The sequence below is a fragment of the Pseudomonas sp. SORGH_AS_0199 genome (genome assembly GCF_031453735.1).
GTDB lineage: Bacteria > Pseudomonadota > Gammaproteobacteria > Pseudomonadales > Pseudomonadaceae > Chryseomonas > Chryseomonas aestiva.
Genome location: NZ_JAVJAE010000001.1, coordinates 3,248,616 through 3,263,126, shown reverse-complemented (window position 1 = coordinate 3,263,126; position 14,511 = coordinate 3,248,616). Strand labels below are relative to the sequence as shown.

The window sequence follows — 14,511 nt, the reverse complement described above, 5'->3', positions numbered from 1 at the left end:
ACAACTGAGGGCCAAGTGGGCACAGGGGCTCAAGAGCCTGCGTGCTGGCCGAATGCCTGGAGCCGATTATTTCGCCGTGCACCGTTATGAGGCAGTTTCCACCAGGGTCTGCCAGATGCGTTCGAGGCGTTCATCGTGGCGACCGCGCAGCCGGTGCAGGCAGATGTCGAAGGTGGCGACCAGACTGGCCGATCCCGCTAGCACCAGACTGCCCTGGGCCAGGGACTCGCGTACCACCATGCGGGGCAGCCAGGCCAGGCCGTGGCCGCGCCGCGCCATCTGGTGGATGGCGGGGTAGGAGTCGGCCTGGTAGATCATGCGCATGGCCAGCTTGCCCGGCAGGCGGGCGAGATGCCGGGCCAGGACGCCACGCAGCGCCAGCGACGGTGCGAAGGCCAGCCAGGGTACGACGCGAGCGCCATCGTCCAGACGGTGGCGGGGTTGCCCGCTGGCATCCGGCGCACTGACCGGCAGCAGCTCGTCCTGGCTGATGACCAGGGTGTCGAAGCGTACGGGATCGAGCAGTCGTTCGGTCAGCGGACTGCTGAAGATCAGCATCAGATCGGCATCGCCCGCGGCCAGTCGGCTGATGGCTTCCTGGGCACCGCTGGTAATGAGCGAGACGGGAAACTCTCCGAAGCGCGCACTGAGGCTGTCGTACCACTCTGGAAAGAAGTCGCTGGCCAGCGTACGGCCCGTGGCAATGCGGATCGGCTGCTCGCGCTGCAGGGCGGTGCCCTGGAACAGCGAGCGGCATTCGCTCAGCCGGTCGACCACCTCGCGCGCTGTTTCCAGCAGCAGCAGGCCCTCGGGCGTCAGGCTGATGGGCTGCTGACGACGGATCAGCGGAGCTCCGCACCAGTCTTCCAGGGCTCGGATACGTCGACCGAACGCCGGGTGGGTGACGAAACGGTTTTCCGCCGCCCGCGAGAAACTACGGGTGCGGGCCAATTCGATGAAGTCTTCCAGCCATTCCAGTTGCATAGATCCCAGACCTGTTTCGGAGCCAGGGCAGGGTACGGCCTGGCAGCGTTCACGACCAGTCCGGGCCGGGACTCGACGCCGCCCGCCCATCCGGGCAAGGTGGGCAGCTGTCTTCCATCGCCTGCTGGCTGCCATGTCCGATACCGATGAACTCACCCTGCGCAAGCTGGAGATCTTCCTGGCCTTCATGCGCAGCCGGAACCTGGCGCGGGCCGCCGCCGAGCTGGGTACCAGCCATGTCAGCGTGCACCGCGCCATCCATTCGCTGGAGAACGCCCTGCGCTGTCCGCTGTTCAAGCACGAGGGGCGCACCCTGACGCCGCTGGATGGCGCCTTCGTGCTGGAGGCACGGGCCGAACGACTGATGCAGGACCTGGCCGAGACGGTACGCCTCACGCGGCAGGCGGCCGGCTTTTCGGCCGATCGCTTCCGCCTGGGCGCGCTCTATTCGCTGACGGTCAAGACCGTGCCCCAGCTGATCATGGGCCTCAAGCTCAGGCGCAGCGAACTCAACATTGACCTGGTGCTGGGCTCCAACGCCGACCTCGCCGTGCAGCTGCACGACTTCAAGCTGGACGCCATGCTGGTGGCCCTGGACGACGCCGTGGTGGATGCTGACTGCGAGAGCGTCGAGCTGTTCAGTGACGACATCTTTCTCGCCGCGCCCAGCGACTCGCCCTTCGCCGACCAGGCCGAGGTGGACCTGCGCGACCTCGCGGGGGTGCCCTTCGTGACCCTGACCCAGGGCTTCGCCACCTTTCGCGACGGCCGCCAGGTGTTCGCCCAGGCCGGGTTCGAGCCGGAGGTGATCATGCAGGTCAACGACATCTTCTCGCTGATGAGCATGGTCAGCTCCGGGGTGGGCTACGCGCTGTTGCCCGGGCGGGTCGAGGCGGTCTACCAGAGTCGCCTCAAGCTGCTGCCCCTGGCGCCGCGCTACCGGCTGCAGCAGCGCATCGGCGCGGTGTTCCTGCGCAGCCGCGAGCGCGATCCCAATCTGCTGGCCTTCGTCGCCGAATGCCGGATGTACGCGCGCGGCTGACTCCGCGTCTCAACCGCCGACGACGGCGCGGGTCGCCAGGAACAGCAGCGAAGGGCCGAGCAGACATCCCAGGGCCGTGTAGAAGGCCGCCGTCAGGCAACCATAGGGCACCAGGCGCGGATCGGTGGCGGCGAGGCCTCCGGCCACGCCGCTGGAGGTGCCCATCAGGCCGCCAAAGATCACCGCCGTGCGCGGATTATTCAGGCCGATGTAGGGCGCCAGGAAGGGCGTGGCGATCATCACCACGATGGACTTCACCAGGCCGGCGGCGATGGACAGCGCCATGACGTCGGAGCTGGCGCCGATGGCCGCGCCGGTGACCGGACCGACGATGTAGGTCACCGCGCCCGCGCCGATGGTGGTGAGGCTCACGGCGTCGGTGTAGCCAAAGGCCAGGGCGATGGCGACGCCAGCGATGAAGGAAGAGAACACCCCCATCAGCAGGGCGATGACTCCGGCGATGCCCGCTTCGCGCAGCTCGCGCATGTTGACGCCAAAGGCCGTCGCGGCGATGGCGAAGTCGCGCAGCATGGCGCCGCCGAGCAGGCCCAGGCCGCCCAGCAGCGGCAGGTCGACCAGGCCCTTCTGGCCACCGCTGACGACCCCGCCGACATAGGCGAGCAGCAGGCCGAGAAAGATGGCGATGGCCGAGCCGTGCAGGCGACCGCGGGTGAGTTTGTCGGAGAGCCAGTAGGAAACCCACATGATGACGCCGATCACGGCGAAGGAGGCGATCAAACCGTAGGACTGGGTGGTCTTGCTCAGGGCTTCGATCAGCATGGCGGTCACCGGGCGGTCTGGCTAAGGGAAGCGGGGGTGGCTGTGGCAGGCTTCTTGCGACCCAGGCGATCGAGCACCGGCACCAGGGCGAAGGCGATACCCACTGCCGTCAGGCCGGCGAGGATGGCCATGGGGCCGCTGTGCAGGGCTCCCACCACGTTCTGCTGCGCCGCCATGGCGACCACGATGGGGATGTAGATGGCACTCCAGAACTCCACGCCCTGTTCGGTCTTGGGCTTGAGGCCGGTGCCGCGATTGCTGATCCAGCTGCTGAAGAAGATCAGCAGCAACATGGCGATGCCGACACCGCCGACGTTGGCGGGCACGCCGATGAGCCGGCCCAGGACTTCGCCGGCGAAGATGCCGGCCAGGGTGCAGAGGGAAAGTAAAGCGACACCGTAGATGATCATTGTTGTTGTCCTCGGTTGTGCTTGGGGGTGGGGTGAAGCCTGGCCGCTGCTCGCGCTTTTACCCCCTCTCCCGCGGGGAGAGGGCGGGGGTGAGGGCAGCCGCCGTATGGGGAATGTTCAGTCCGGTCGCGCCGCCTCCTCGCGCCGCAGCGCGTCCAGGGTTTCGGGGTGGGTATCCTGCCAGGCCAGTACGCCGCTGGCGGGCAGTACGCGCCTGGCCAGTTGGCTGAGCACGCTGCCCGGCGCCAGCTCGATGGCCAGGCGCACGCCGCGCTCGCGGGCGGCTTCCAGGGTGGCGTGCCATTCGATGGTCCGCGCCATGTTGAAGGCCAGGTCGTCGCGCAACTGCTCGGCACGCACCAGCCGTCTTGCCGAGGTACCGCTCAGATAGGCCAGCCGGGGCGCGCGTAGCTCGACCTCGGCAAAGGCCTTATTCAGAGTCTGGGCGGCTTCGGCGAGGAGCGGGCAGTGGGACGGCACGCTCATGGCCAGGCGCTTGGCCGCTGCGGCACCCTGGGCGCGCGCGGCTTCGGCCAGCGCGGCCAGGCCGGCATCGCTGCCCGCGACCACGTATTGCTGCTCGGCATTGGCATTGGCCAGGTACAGCGGCGCGGCAGGGCGATGGTGGTCAGCGACCAGGCTCTCCACCGCGCCACGCCCCAGGCCCAGGATCGCCAGCATGCCGTAGCCGGACGGGTAGGCCACCTGCATCAATTCGCCGCGACGGGCCACCAGGCGCAGCGCATCGGCGAAGTCCAGGGCCTCGGCCACCACCGCGGCGGCATAGGCTCCGATGGACAAGCCCGCCACCAGCTGTGGCGCCGGTCCGCGGCTCAGCAGCAGGCGCGCCGTGGCGACGCCGGCGATCAGCAGGCAGAGCTGCACGGCGCGGGTATGTTCCAGGGCCTGGACGGAGTCCAGGTTCAAGGGATCGAGGTCCAGCACCGCGGCGGCTTCCGCCAACGTCCGCCGGACCTCGGCGTCGTCGGGCAGGGCATGCAGCATGCCGGAACGCTGGGCACCCTGGCCGGGAAACTGGAAGAGGGTACTCATGCGGCGCGTGCCTCTGGCCAGGGATCGCCTACCAGCTGGGGACCGGCAGCGGTCTTGAGCAGCACCCTGGGCGCGTTCGCCGCCCAATCCGCCAGGGCCACGCCGCCGAGCGGGGTCTCCAGCAGGATATCCAGGCGACAGAGCGCCTGTGTTTGCAGGGACGCCAGCAGGGCCCGCGCCTGCTCGCGTGGCAGCGGGGCTGCGCAACGGATCAGCAGATCCAGATCGCTCCCCGCATGCAGGGCTGGCCAGCCAGAGGCCAGTTCGTAGCCCGCGGCGCCGGTGGGGCCCCAGGGCAGGCCCAGGTCATCCAGCCGGGTTTGTAAGCGGCCAAGGGTGTCGAAGACGGGCAGATCGCGGCAGCCGTTCGTGATCCGCAGCGCCTCGGGAGACCGCCGCTGCAGTACGACAGCAGGCTCCAGCCAGGCCGCCAGCCGCTCGGCGCGGGTGGTGCCGCGCAGGCCGACCGGGATGCGGCCGGGCTCAGGTGTCGCGCGGCGGACGACGACGGGCAGGCCGGTTTGGGCGACCTGGTGGGCCCAACTGGGGGCGCGCGCGGGCAGGGCGTCCGGGGTGAGGCCCCAGAGGAGGTCGTGGGGCCGGTGTTGGGCTTCGCTGCGCTCAACCCAACCTACCTGAGCCTCGCAGGTTGGGTTGAGCGCAGCGAAGCCCAACGATCCCGCCATCCGCCCGCTCATCACGCGCTCCATCCCGCCCGCAGGCGTTCACGTACTGCGCGAGAGGCCGCGCGGTTGGCGCCGTCCAGCCGGAGTTTGAGATCGGTGGTACCGCTGGCGAGCACATCGGCCTGGGCCTCGACCAGGGCCTGGCGTACCTGCTGCAGATCTGCAGTCGAGGGCTGGTCGGGCTGGGCCACCTCCAGCTGGCGCCAGAGCAGGCCCAGGGAGGCATAGCTGTCCAGGTCGTAGGCCATGGGGGGGATGTCCGCCGCCAGGCGTTCCAGCTCCTCGACACTGCGCAGGGTGACCCGCGCGGCCGAGGCCTTGCCCATGGCATGCACCTGCACCTGGGGATCGCGCAGGGCCAGCAGGCGATTGGCCTGGTAGCCATGGGCGAGAAAGCCGCCGGACATGGCCTTGCCCACCAGCAGGCCCAGTACCGGGTGGCCGGCCAAGCGCGCCTCGGCGTAGGCCCCGGCGGCCCCGGCCAGGGCCTGGTGGATGCCATAGGCTTCCTCGCGGCGACCGTAGGCCTGGCTGGGCACGTCCACCAGGGCGATCAGGGTGCGTTTCACCGCGGCGTCACGATCCTCGGCAATGGACTGCTGGATGGCCCGGGCCAGGCCCCAACCCTCCAGCAGACCGACCTCGCCCTGGCGGGCCCGGGGAAAGGGATTCTCGGCATCCGCTACCACCGCCAGCCAGCGCGCGGGGCGTCCGGCCAGTTCGAGGTCGGCGACGCGCAGGGAGGCGGGCAGGCCGGCGACGGCCTCACCCTGGCCGGCCAGGGCCTGGAACCAGGTCAGGCCGCGTTGCGAAGGCTGGGTGCTCATGGCTGGTCTCCGGCATAGAGGTGGCGGACCGCGGCGGCGTCCGCCTGGGGACGGGTGTCGAGATCCTCGAGGCGCGTCAGGTAGTGTTCGGCTTGCTGGCTGCGGTAGGCGTCGGCAGCGCCCTGGGTAAAGCTCTGGCGGATGGCGGCAGTCACGGCGGCGCTGTCGTCGGCGACGAAGATATCGGCCAGGCCCGTGGCGACCCGCTGTTCGCCGCCGGTCAGACTCCAGATGAAGGGGCGGTCGCGGGAATCGTATTCCTCGATGCCGGCTTCCTGTTCGATCACCTGGGGCCCATTGAGTCCCAGGCGGGCCTCGCGGGTGACGATCAGCTGACTGCACAGACCCGCGGCGATGGACATGCCCCCAAAGCAGCCGACGCTGCCAGCGATGACGCCAATGACCGGCTGGTGCGCGCGCAAGGCGACGATGCCCGCCTGGATCTCGGCGATGGCGGCCAGCCCCAGATTGGCTTCCTGCAGGCGCACGCCGCCGGTTTCCAGCAGCAGCACGGCGCGGGTCGGGGTGCCGGCGAGATTGTCTTCCAGCGCCAGCTCCAGGGCACCGGCGATCTTGGCGCCGCCCACTTCGCCCATGCTGCCACCCTGGAAGGCGCCCTCGATGGCGCAGACCACCGCGGGCTGGCCGTCGATCAGCCCCTTGGCCACCACCACGCCGTCATCGGCCTGGCAGACGATGCCCTGCTTGGGCAGCCACGGCGACATCAGCCGTTCGAAGGGACCGACCAGCTCGCGAAAGCTGCCGGCATCGAGTACCACACGGGCCCGCTCGCGGGCGCCGAGTTCGACGAAGCTGCGGCTGTGCAGCAGCTCCTGGACATCGGGAAGGGTGGCTTCAGCCATGGGTGCTGTCCTCCAGGTCGAGGGTTTCCAGACCCTGCTCCAGGCGCAGGCGCACCACGCCCGGGGTGGCGCCGAAGTCATGGATGTCGAGGGTCAGGGCCGGCAGGTCCTCACGGGTGGCGAACAGCCGGTCGAAGAGGGCACGCCAGCGCGGTTCGCTGCCGTTGACCGAGGTGGTCACCTTGAGGGTGAAGTCGGCGTTGGCGGGTTCGAGGAGGACTTCCAGGTCCCCCGAGCCGACGCAGCCCACCAGGGCACGGCCCTGGCGGCGCTGGCTGGCCGGATAGCGGCAGGTGAAGTGTTCCATCAGAGGTCTCCAGGGAGCCATGGCTCCAGGCGATCGACGAGAAGGGTAGCGGCCAAGAGATCGGCGGCGCCGCCGGGAGAGGCGTTGGCGGCCAGCAACTGGCGATCCAGGGTCAGCAGCTGGCGCCGCCCGGCGAGACTGGCGCTGCCCCCGGCCTGCAGCACGGCGCGGGCGCCCTGCTGCATGGTGGTGAGGGCCGCCGGGCCGCCCCGGTGCAGCACGCAGGTATCGTCCAGCGCGGTCATGATGGCCAGGAGCGCATCCAGGCGAGCGTTCTGTTCGCCCGCACCGGCCTGGCGGCTGGCGCGCAACTGCGGCAGACCGCGCTGGTGGATGGCAGGAAAGCCCGCGGCGGCCTCGGCCCGGGCGCCGCCGACGCCATAGCGCTGGGCGACGCGCTGGCCATGGCTGGGCGCTGCCTGGGGCACGTCCGGATCGGGCAGGCTGGCCAGGCGCCCGGCCGCCAGGCACAGCGCCTGGGTGGAAGTCGGACGTTCATGCACGGTCGCCGTCACCAGCAGCCCCAGCGCCCAGATGGCGCCGCGGTGAGTGTTGACCCCGTGGGTGACCTGCAGCATGGCGGCTTCGCCGTCACGCCCCAGTTGGCCGATCAGGCGGCGCAGTTCGGCGGCGGGCAGCCCTCGCTCTGCGGCTTCGGCCATGGCCTGGAAGCAGGGCTGCAGGGCCTGGGCCGAGGTCAGCATCAGGCCAAGGCTGAGATCACCGTGGGCGCCCTGGCCGCGGCGATCCACCAGGGCCGGCTTGGGCGAGAGTTCGGCTTCGTCCACCAGGGCGGATACGGCCCACTCGGCCAGGCGCTCGGCGGGCGATGAGGTACGGCGGGCGAGGGCGCGCATCACCAGCTCCTGAACTTGGCCGGGGGTTGATAGAGGCCGCCGGACCATTCCACCAGCTCGCCGATGCTCTTGGCGGCGAGCAGCTCGCGACTGGCATCGGTGCGGCGGATGCCGAGGTCCTCGGGCAGGGCCACCAGGCCTTCCTGGCGCAGGCGGCGGGCCTCGGCCGGATCGCTGCGCAGGCCGATGGCGGTGACCCCGGCCACGGCGGCGATCATCGCCCGGCGCTCTTCCAGGGAGCGGGCGCGGTAGAGATAGGCGATGCCTTCCTCGGTGAGCAGGTGGGTGACGTCGTCGCCATAGACCATGATGGGCGCCAGCGGCATGCCGCTCTTGCGCGCCACCTCCACGGCGTCCAGGGTGTCGACGAAGGTGGGCTTGCCGCCTTCCTGGAAGGTCTCGACCATCTGCACCACCAGCTTCCTGCCGCGTTCGAGCAGGGCCGGTGCGCCGTCGCCGGTCTGCTGCCGCATGTCCAGCCAGGCCGGGGTGGGGTGACGCCGACCGTGCGGATCATGGCCCATGTTCGGCGCGCCACCGAAGCCGGCCAGGCGCCCCCGCGTCACGGTGGAGGAATGGCCGTCGCCATCCACCTGCAGGGTGGCGCCGATGAACAGGTCCACGGCGTACTGACCGGCCAGCTGGCAGAGCAGCCGGTTGGAGCGGAGCGAGCCATCGCGACCGGTGAAGAAGACGTCCGGGCGCTGGGCGATATAGCCCTCCATGCCCAGTTCGGTGCCGAAGCAGTGCACGCTTTCCACCCAGCCGCTCTCGATGGCCGGGATCAGCGTGGGGTGGGGATTGAGCGTCCAGTGCCGGCAGATCTTGCCCTTGAGGCCCAGGCGCTCGCCGTAGGTGGGCAGGATCAGCTCGATGGCCGCGGTGTTGAAGCCGATGCCATGGTTGAGCGACTGCACCTGGTGGCGTTCATAGATGCCGCGGATCGCCATCATCGCCATCAGCACGTGCACCGGCTTGATGTGGCGCGGATCGCGGGTGAACAGCGGCTCGATATAGAAGGGCCGGTCGGCCACCACCACGAAATCCACCCAGTCCGCGGGGATGTCGACTCGCGGCAGTTCGGACACGTCGTCCACCAGCTGGTTGACCTGGACGATGACGATGCCGTCGCTGAAGGCCGCCGGCTCGATCAGCGCCGGGCTGTCCTCGGTACTGGGACCGGTGTAGATATTGCCGGCGCGATCGGCCATGAAGCCGGCGCTGAGTACCACCTTGGGAATCAGGTCCACCAGCAGCCGGGCATAGAGTTCGATGTAGGTGTGGATGGCGCCGACTTCGAGCAGCCCGTCCTCCAGCAGCTGGCTGATCCTCAGGCTCTGGGTGCCGGCAAAGGAGAAGTCCAGCTTGCGGGCGATGCCGCGCTCGAACAGGTCCAGGTGCTCGGCGCGACCTACGCTGGGCATGATCATGTGCAGGTCGTGCAGCCGGGCCGGATCGACCTGGGCAAGGCTGCGGGAGAGGAAGTCGGCCTGCTTCTGGTTGTTGCCTTCCAGCACCACCCGGTCGCCGGGGGCCAGCAGCTGTTCCAGGGCCGCGACGATGGAGGCGGTGGGCAACACCTTGCCATCGGCCAGCGTGGCCACCCGGTCCAGGCGCTGCTGCTTGTCGCTGCGGCGCCTGGCGATCCGAGCCGGTGGGGAGGATGTCGTTGTCATTGGGATCTCCACGAATCACCTGTCGTGGAGTCACCCTAGACCTCGACTGCCGGGCGTTCAATCAACCTGAGGACGGAATCGTTACGCTGAAGTTAACGATTCCATTGGCCTCAGGGGTCTGCGCCCGGCTCAGGTCTTGTCGACCGGGGTGAAGACCGTGGTGGTCCTGGAGAACCAGCTGGTGGGGGTCACGTCGACATTGGCGTTGTCGAATCTCAGGCTGTTCTGCACCTGCTTGAGCGTGAGGTTCGCCTGCCAGTATTGCTCGTGGCCCAGCTCCTGGTTGGCCCTGTGCACCAGGTCCAGGGTTTCCTGGGCCGGCAGCACTGCGGTGGAGTAGTCGACGTCGACGCCGGCCACCTTGAGGATCGCGCCAGCGCCCTGGGTGTCACCCTGCTGGATCTTCTCGTTGGCCTGGGCCACGGCCTGATTCTTGGCCGGGGTGGCGACATAGTCGTCACGCAGCGCCATACCGCTCCAGATCGGCAGCCAGGACGTGGCCTTGGCGTCCTGCGCGGAGACCTGCATGAGTTTGCCGTCCTGACCCCGCAGGTCTTTGGCCGACTTGAGATAGGCGGTCTTGTCGGTCTGGGCCGTTTGCAGGGCGCTCTCGGCGGCACCCAGCTGCTGCTTGGCCTGATCGACGTGACCTCCGAAGAGATCCTGGCGCGCGGCGATCACGTCCCTGAAGGCCGATTGGCCCTGCTGGGATATCGCCGGCAGGGTGGCGACCTGCTGGGTGGCGACATCGGGTCGGGTGTCGGCCAGGGCGGCGGTGGAAAACACCGAGGCGATGGTCAGGACGAGAAGGCTCTTGGCGATACGACGATTGAGGTTCATGTGCTTCTCCCGGATACGAAAGTGACTGGAACCGCGGGGTATCGGGCGGGGCTGCGAGATACCTTGGGGTTAGTGTCGATCCGGTGAGCTTAACGATCGCTTAGCAGGCTATCAGTAGGTGTAATCCGATGTGTCGGACGCTGAAACGGAAGCAGCGCCCGCCCCGGAGATTCCGGAGCGGGCGCTGCTGGCGGGCTGGGGCGTCTCAGCGCACCAGGCAGGGCTTCTTGTTATCGAAGGTCCAGTTGGGCGAGAGGAATTGCATGGCCATGGCGTCGTCCCGCGCGCCCAGGCCCTTGGTCTTGTACAGCTCGTGGGCGCGGGCGAGGGCGTCCAGATCCAGCTCCACGCCAAGGCCACCCTGCTGCGGCACCGCGACCAGGCCGCCCTTGATCTCCAGCGGCTGGCGGGTGAGGCGTTGACCATCCTGCCAGATCCAGTGGGTGTCGATGGCGGTGATCTTGCCCGGCGCCGCGGCGGCGACATGGGTGAACATGGCCAGGGAGATGTCGAAGTGGTTGTTGGAGTGCGAACCCCAGGTCAGGCCCCAGTCGTTGCACATCTGCGCCACCCGCACCGAGCCCTGCATGGTCCAGAAGTGCGGATCGGCCAGGGGGATGTCCACCGATTGCAGCTGGATGGCGTGACCCATCTGGCGCCAGTCGGTGGCGATCATGTTGGTGGCGGTAGGCAGGCCGGTGGCGCGGCGGAATTCGGCCATCACCTCGCGTCCGGAATAGCCGTTCTCGGCGCCACAGGGGTCCTCGGCGTAGGCCAGCACCTGGTGCTGGTCGCGGCACAGGCGGATGGCTTCCTTGAGCGACCAGGCGCCATTGGGGTCCAGGGTCACGCGCGCCTCCGGGAAGCGCTCGGCCAGGGCGGTGACCGCCTCGATCTCGGCATCGCCACTGAGCACGCCACCCTTGAGCTTGAAGTCCTTGAAGCCGTAGCGGTCATAGGCGGCCTCGGCCAGGCGCACCACGGTCTCCGGGCTCAGGGCCTCTTCGTTGCGCACGCGGAACCAGGCGTCGTCGCTGTCGGCTTCGCTGCGGTAGTCCAGCGTGGTCTTGTTGCGGTCGCCGACATAGAACAGGTAGCCAAGCATCTCCACGGCATCGCGCTGCTGGCCTTCGCCGAGCAGGGCGGCTACCGGAACCTCCAGGTGCTGACCGAGCAGGTCGAGCAGGGCGGCTTCGATGGCGGTCACCGCATGGATGGTGACGCGCAGGTCGAAGGTCTGCAGGCCACGACCGCTGGCATCACGCCCGGCGAAGGCCTGGCGGACCTGGCCGAGGATGCGCTGGTACTGGCCCAGTGGCTGGCCGATCAGGAACTGGCGGGCGTCTTCCAGCGTCTGGCGGATGGTCTCGCCGCCGGGCACCTCGCCGACGCCGGTGCGACCGGCGTTGTCCTTGAGGATCAGCACGTTGCGGGTGAAGTAGGGACCGTGGGCGCCGCTGAGGTTGAGCAGCATGCTGTCCTGGCCGGCGACGGGCACGACTTCCAGCGAGGTGACCACCGGGGTGCCGGTGTGCAGGGCAGGCGTGGCGTTGAATTGCGTCATGGTCGGGCTCCTTGGTGATCAGCGAGGGGTTTCAGCGGCGAGCGGGGCTTCGGCGGGCGGCGTGGGCACACCGCGCAACTCGACACGCTTGATCTCGCCGACGACGAACAGGTAACTTATGGCCGCCACCAGGGCGTTGGCACCGACGAACACCAGGGCCATCTTGAACGAGCCGGTGGCGGCGATGATGTAGCCGATGATGATCGGGGTGGTGATGGAGGACAGGTTGCCGATGGTGTTGAACAGGCCACCGGAGAGGCCGGCGATCTGCTTGGGCGAGGTGTCGGAAACCACCGCCCAGCCCAGGGCGCCGATGCCCTTGCCGAAGAAGGCCATGGCCATGAAGCCCACCACCATCCAGTCGGCGTCGACGTAGTTGCAGAGGATCATGCTCATCGACAGCAGCATGCCGGCGACGATGGGGGTCTTGCGCGCCACGCTCAGGCTGCTGCCGCGGCGCAGCAGGTAGTCGGAGATGACCCCGCCGAGCACGCCGCCGATGAAGCCGCAGATGGCCGGCAGGGAGGCGATGATGCCGGCCTTGAGGATGGTCATGCCGCGTTCCTGCACCAGGTAGACGGGGAACCAGGTGAGGAAGAAGTAGGTGAGGGCGTTGATGCAGAACTGGCCCAGGTAGATGCCGGCCATCATGCGATTGGTCAGCAGCTGGCCGATGTAGCTCCACTTCGGGCCTTCGCTCTTCTTGCCGGGAGTGTCCAGGTCGACCAGGCCGCCGTTGCTGGCGATGTAGTCGATCTCGGCGGCATTGGCGCGGGGATGTTCGCGGGGGCTGTAGATCACCGCCAGCCAGACCGCCGAGAAGGCGATACCCAGGGCGCCCATCACCACGAAGACGTGCTGCCAGCCGAAGTGGTAGACGATCCAGCCCATCAGCGGCGCGAACAGCACGGTGGCGAAGTACTGCGCCGAGTTGAAGATCGCCGAGGCGGTGCCGCGCTCCTTGGTGGGGAACCAGGCGGCGACGATACGGGCGTTGCCGGGGAAGGAGGGTGCTTCGGCCAGGCCGACCATGAATCTCAGGGCGAACAGCAGGAATACCGCGGTGCCGATGCCGAATTCACCGATGTAGCCTTGCAGCATGGTGAACACCGACCAGGTGAAGATGCTCGCCGCATAGACCTTCTTCGAACCGAAGCGATCGAGCAGCCAGCCGCCGGGGATCTGGCCGAGCACATAGGCCCAACCGAAGGCGGAGAAGATGAAGCCGAGAGAGACGGCACTGATGCCGAGGTCTTTTTGCAGGGCGGAGCCGGCGATGGAAATGGTGGCGCGGTCGGCGTAGTTGATCGTGGTCACGACGAACAGCATGAACAGGATCAGATAGCGGACGCGCGTCTGCTTGGTTTCGTGCATGGAAAGCTCCCACTGGTTTGTTTTTGTGTGCGGGCTGACATCGTGTAGCGGGCTTATGTTGTAAGTCGTCTGACAACGATAGCGCTATCATTAAACAGATAACGTTATCATTCAACCGCTAAATCTGTGGCCGCGTGCAAAAAATCCGCTAGGAGCTCTGGCGCTCGATCAGGGCGAAACCGGTATCGAGACTTACCGCGGTCCGCTCGCCCGCGAGACGGTCGAGCAGCGCCTGGGCGACCCGCTGGCCCATGGCGTCGGCATTGACGCTGACCGTGGACAGCGCCGGGGTGGCGAAGCGGCCATTGGTGGTGTCGCCGAAGCCGACCACCGCCAGTTGCGCGGGAATGCGCAGGCCGCGGCTGCTGGCTTCGGCGACCACGCCCAGGGCCAGGGTGTCAGAGCTGCACAGCACCAGCTCCGGCGGCTCGGGGCGTTCCAGCAGGCGCGCCAGGCCGATCCGGCCGACTTCCCAGGTGGCGGGCAGCGGCAGCACCTCCATGGGCAGTTCGGGGATGCCCAGCGCCACCAGGCGGGCCTGCAGGGCCAGGTTGCGGCGCATGGCGCGGGGATCGTCCACCGAGATCACCCCAAAGCGGCGATAGCCACGGGCGACGAAGTGCTCCGCCAGGGCGACGCCGACCTGCTCGTGGGAAAAGCCCACCTGCATGTCCAGGGCCTCGGCGCTCAGGTCCCAGGCTTCCACCACCGGGATGTTCAGCGCCGCCAGCCGTGCGCGACTGGCCGGGGTGTGCAGGGTGCCGGTGAGGACGATGCCATCGGGGCGGCGGCCAAGGATGGCTTCCAGCAATTCCTCTTCCTTTTCCGGCGAATAGCCGGTGGGACCGATCAGCGCCTGGTAGCCCGCCTCGGTGAGGCGATCCATGATCGCCTGCACCACGGTGGCGTAGATGGAATTGGCGATGGTGGGGAGGAGGATGGCCACCAGCCGGCTCTTGCTGGAGGCGAGGCTGCCCGCCAGCAGATTGGGCACGTAGCCCAGCTCCTTGACCACGGCCAGGACATGCTCGCGGGTGGCGGCGCTCACCAGGCTCGGTCGGTGCAGGGCCCGGGATACGGTAATGGGCGACACCCCGGCGGCGAGGGCGACCTCGCGCACGGTGAGGGGCAGCTCGGTGGTGCCATCGAGCTGGGCAAGTTCGCGTCGGGACTTCCTGGCCAAAGCGGGTCCTTGGGTGAGAGAGGCCGCCATTATGGGAGCAAGCCCCGGCGGTTGCCATGGGCGCT

15 protein-coding genes are annotated in these 14,511 nt (G+C 68.4%); 1 reads left to right on the top strand and 14 read right to left on the bottom strand.

From position 1 onward, the window contains the following. Positions 1–84: 84 nt before the first annotated feature. Complete coding sequence (locus QE444_RS15375; protein ID WP_309739572.1) at positions 85–984, bottom strand: LysR substrate-binding domain-containing protein; 900 nt, start codon at positions 982–984, stop codon at positions 85–87. Positions 985–1,117: 133 nt separating this feature from the next. Here QE444_RS15375 and QE444_RS15370 point away from each other — a divergent pair, with 133 nt between their 5' ends. Continuing rightward, positions 1,118–2,026 carry a LysR family transcriptional regulator gene (locus tag QE444_RS15370; protein ID WP_158891024.1) on the top strand — a complete coding sequence of 303 codons (909 nt, stop codon included), beginning with the start codon at positions 1,118–1,120 and terminating at the stop codon, positions 2,024–2,026. A 9-nt stretch (positions 2,027–2,035) separates the two neighbouring features. Here the strand turns inward: QE444_RS15370 and madM are convergent, their stop codons facing one another. From madM to QE444_RS15305, 13 genes are all read right to left on the bottom strand, one after another. Next, entirely contained in the window at positions 2,036–2,803 is a 768-nt protein-coding gene (madM, locus tag QE444_RS15365) for a malonate transporter subunit MadM (protein ID WP_187981361.1), read from the bottom strand. Between the two features lie 8 nt (positions 2,804–2,811). Continuing rightward, a complete protein-coding gene (gene madL / locus QE444_RS15360; protein WP_187979432.1) occupies positions 2,812–3,216 on the bottom strand; it encodes a malonate transporter subunit MadL in 405 nt (134 codons plus the stop codon). Positions 3,217–3,333: 117 nt separating this feature from the next. Further along, complete coding sequence (gene mdcH / locus QE444_RS15355; protein WP_309739568.1) at positions 3,334–4,269, bottom strand: malonate decarboxylase subunit epsilon; 936 nt, start codon at positions 4,267–4,269, stop codon at positions 3,334–3,336. After that, entirely contained in the window at positions 4,266–4,955 is a 690-nt protein-coding gene (locus QE444_RS15350) for a malonate decarboxylase holo-ACP synthase (protein ID WP_309739566.1), read from the bottom strand. The genes mdcH and QE444_RS15350 overlap by 4 nt, the downstream gene beginning before the upstream one ends. Positions 4,956–4,966: 11 nt before the next feature. Continuing rightward, the gene (mdcE, locus tag QE444_RS15345; protein ID WP_280307615.1) at positions 4,967–5,782 is read right to left on the bottom strand and encodes a biotin-independent malonate decarboxylase subunit gamma; all 816 of its coding nucleotides are present in this window, start codon (positions 5,780–5,782) and stop codon (positions 4,967–4,969) included. Beyond that, entirely contained in the window at positions 5,779–6,645 is an 867-nt protein-coding gene (locus QE444_RS15340; RefSeq protein WP_309739562.1) for a biotin-independent malonate decarboxylase subunit beta, read from the bottom strand. Before QE444_RS15340 ends, mdcE begins: the two co-directional genes overlap by 4 nt. Continuing rightward, positions 6,638–6,952 carry a malonate decarboxylase subunit delta gene (locus QE444_RS15335; protein WP_133860715.1) on the bottom strand — a complete coding sequence of 105 codons (315 nt, stop codon included), beginning with the start codon at positions 6,950–6,952 and terminating at the stop codon, positions 6,638–6,640. Before QE444_RS15335 ends, QE444_RS15340 begins: the two co-directional genes overlap by 8 nt. After that, a complete protein-coding gene (locus QE444_RS15330) occupies positions 6,952–7,809 on the bottom strand; it encodes a triphosphoribosyl-dephospho-CoA synthase (protein WP_273862057.1) in 858 nt (285 codons plus the stop codon). Before QE444_RS15330 ends, QE444_RS15335 begins: the two co-directional genes overlap by 1 nt. After that, complete coding sequence (mdcA, locus tag QE444_RS15325) at positions 7,809–9,485, bottom strand: malonate decarboxylase subunit alpha (protein WP_158896446.1); 1,677 nt, start codon at positions 9,483–9,485, stop codon at positions 7,809–7,811. Before mdcA ends, QE444_RS15330 begins: the two co-directional genes overlap by 1 nt. A gap of 129 nt (positions 9,486–9,614) precedes the next feature. Continuing rightward, complete coding sequence (locus QE444_RS15320) at positions 9,615–10,325, bottom strand: YfdX family protein (protein WP_285388985.1); 711 nt, start codon at positions 10,323–10,325, stop codon at positions 9,615–9,617. Positions 10,326–10,530: 205 nt separating this feature from the next. Then, positions 10,531–11,889, bottom strand: a complete 1,359-nt coding sequence (gene gudD / locus QE444_RS15315) for a glucarate dehydratase (RefSeq protein WP_187979425.1) — start codon at positions 11,887–11,889, stop codon at positions 10,531–10,533. An 18-nt stretch (positions 11,890–11,907) separates the two neighbouring features. Next, positions 11,908–13,263 (bottom strand): MFS transporter, encoded by a 1,356-nt coding sequence (locus tag QE444_RS15310; RefSeq protein WP_133860710.1) that lies wholly within the window; start codon positions 13,261–13,263, stop codon positions 11,908–11,910. A gap of 148 nt (positions 13,264–13,411) precedes the next feature. Then, on the bottom strand, positions 13,412–14,446 hold the full coding sequence (locus QE444_RS15305; RefSeq protein WP_309739556.1) for a LacI family DNA-binding transcriptional regulator: 1,035 nt from the start codon (positions 14,444–14,446) through the stop codon (positions 13,412–13,414). Positions 14,447–14,511: the final 65 nt, after the last annotated feature.

Coding starts and splice junctions, on each gene's coding strand:
- QE444_RS15320 (WP_285388985.1), bottom strand. CDS start 10,325: ATGAACCTCAATCGTCGTATCGCCAAGAGCCTTCTCGTCCTGACCATC.
- madL (WP_187979432.1), bottom strand. CDS start 3,216: ATGATCATCTACGGTGTCGCTTTACTTTCCCTCTGCACCCTGGCCGGC.
- QE444_RS15375 (WP_309739572.1), bottom strand. CDS start 984: ATGCAACTGGAATGGCTGGAAGACTTCATCGAATTGGCCCGCACCCGT.
- QE444_RS15335 (WP_133860715.1), bottom strand. CDS start 6,952: ATGGAACACTTCACCTGCCGCTATCCGGCCAGCCAGCGCCGCCAGGGC.
- QE444_RS15330 (WP_273862057.1), bottom strand. CDS start 7,809: ATGCGCGCCCTCGCCCGCCGTACCTCATCGCCCGCCGAGCGCCTGGCC.
- mdcA (WP_158896446.1), bottom strand. CDS start 9,485: ATGACAACGACATCCTCCCCACCGGCTCGGATCGCCAGGCGCCGCAGC.
- QE444_RS15310 (WP_133860710.1), bottom strand. CDS start 13,263: ATGCACGAAACCAAGCAGACGCGCGTCCGCTATCTGATCCTGTTCATG.
- QE444_RS15370 (WP_158891024.1), top strand. CDS start 1,118: ATGTCCGATACCGATGAACTCACCCTGCGCAAGCTGGAGATCTTCCTG.
- QE444_RS15340 (WP_309739562.1), bottom strand. CDS start 6,645: ATGGCTGAAGCCACCCTTCCCGATGTCCAGGAGCTGCTGCACAGCCGC.
- gudD (WP_187979425.1), bottom strand. CDS start 11,889: ATGACGCAATTCAACGCCACGCCTGCCCTGCACACCGGCACCCCGGTG.
- QE444_RS15350 (WP_309739566.1), bottom strand. CDS start 4,955: ATGGCGGGATCGTTGGGCTTCGCTGCGCTCAACCCAACCTGCGAGGCT.
- mdcE (WP_280307615.1), bottom strand. CDS start 5,782: ATGAGCACCCAGCCTTCGCAACGCGGCCTGACCTGGTTCCAGGCCCTG.
- mdcH (WP_309739568.1), bottom strand. CDS start 4,269: ATGAGTACCCTCTTCCAGTTTCCCGGCCAGGGTGCCCAGCGTTCCGGC.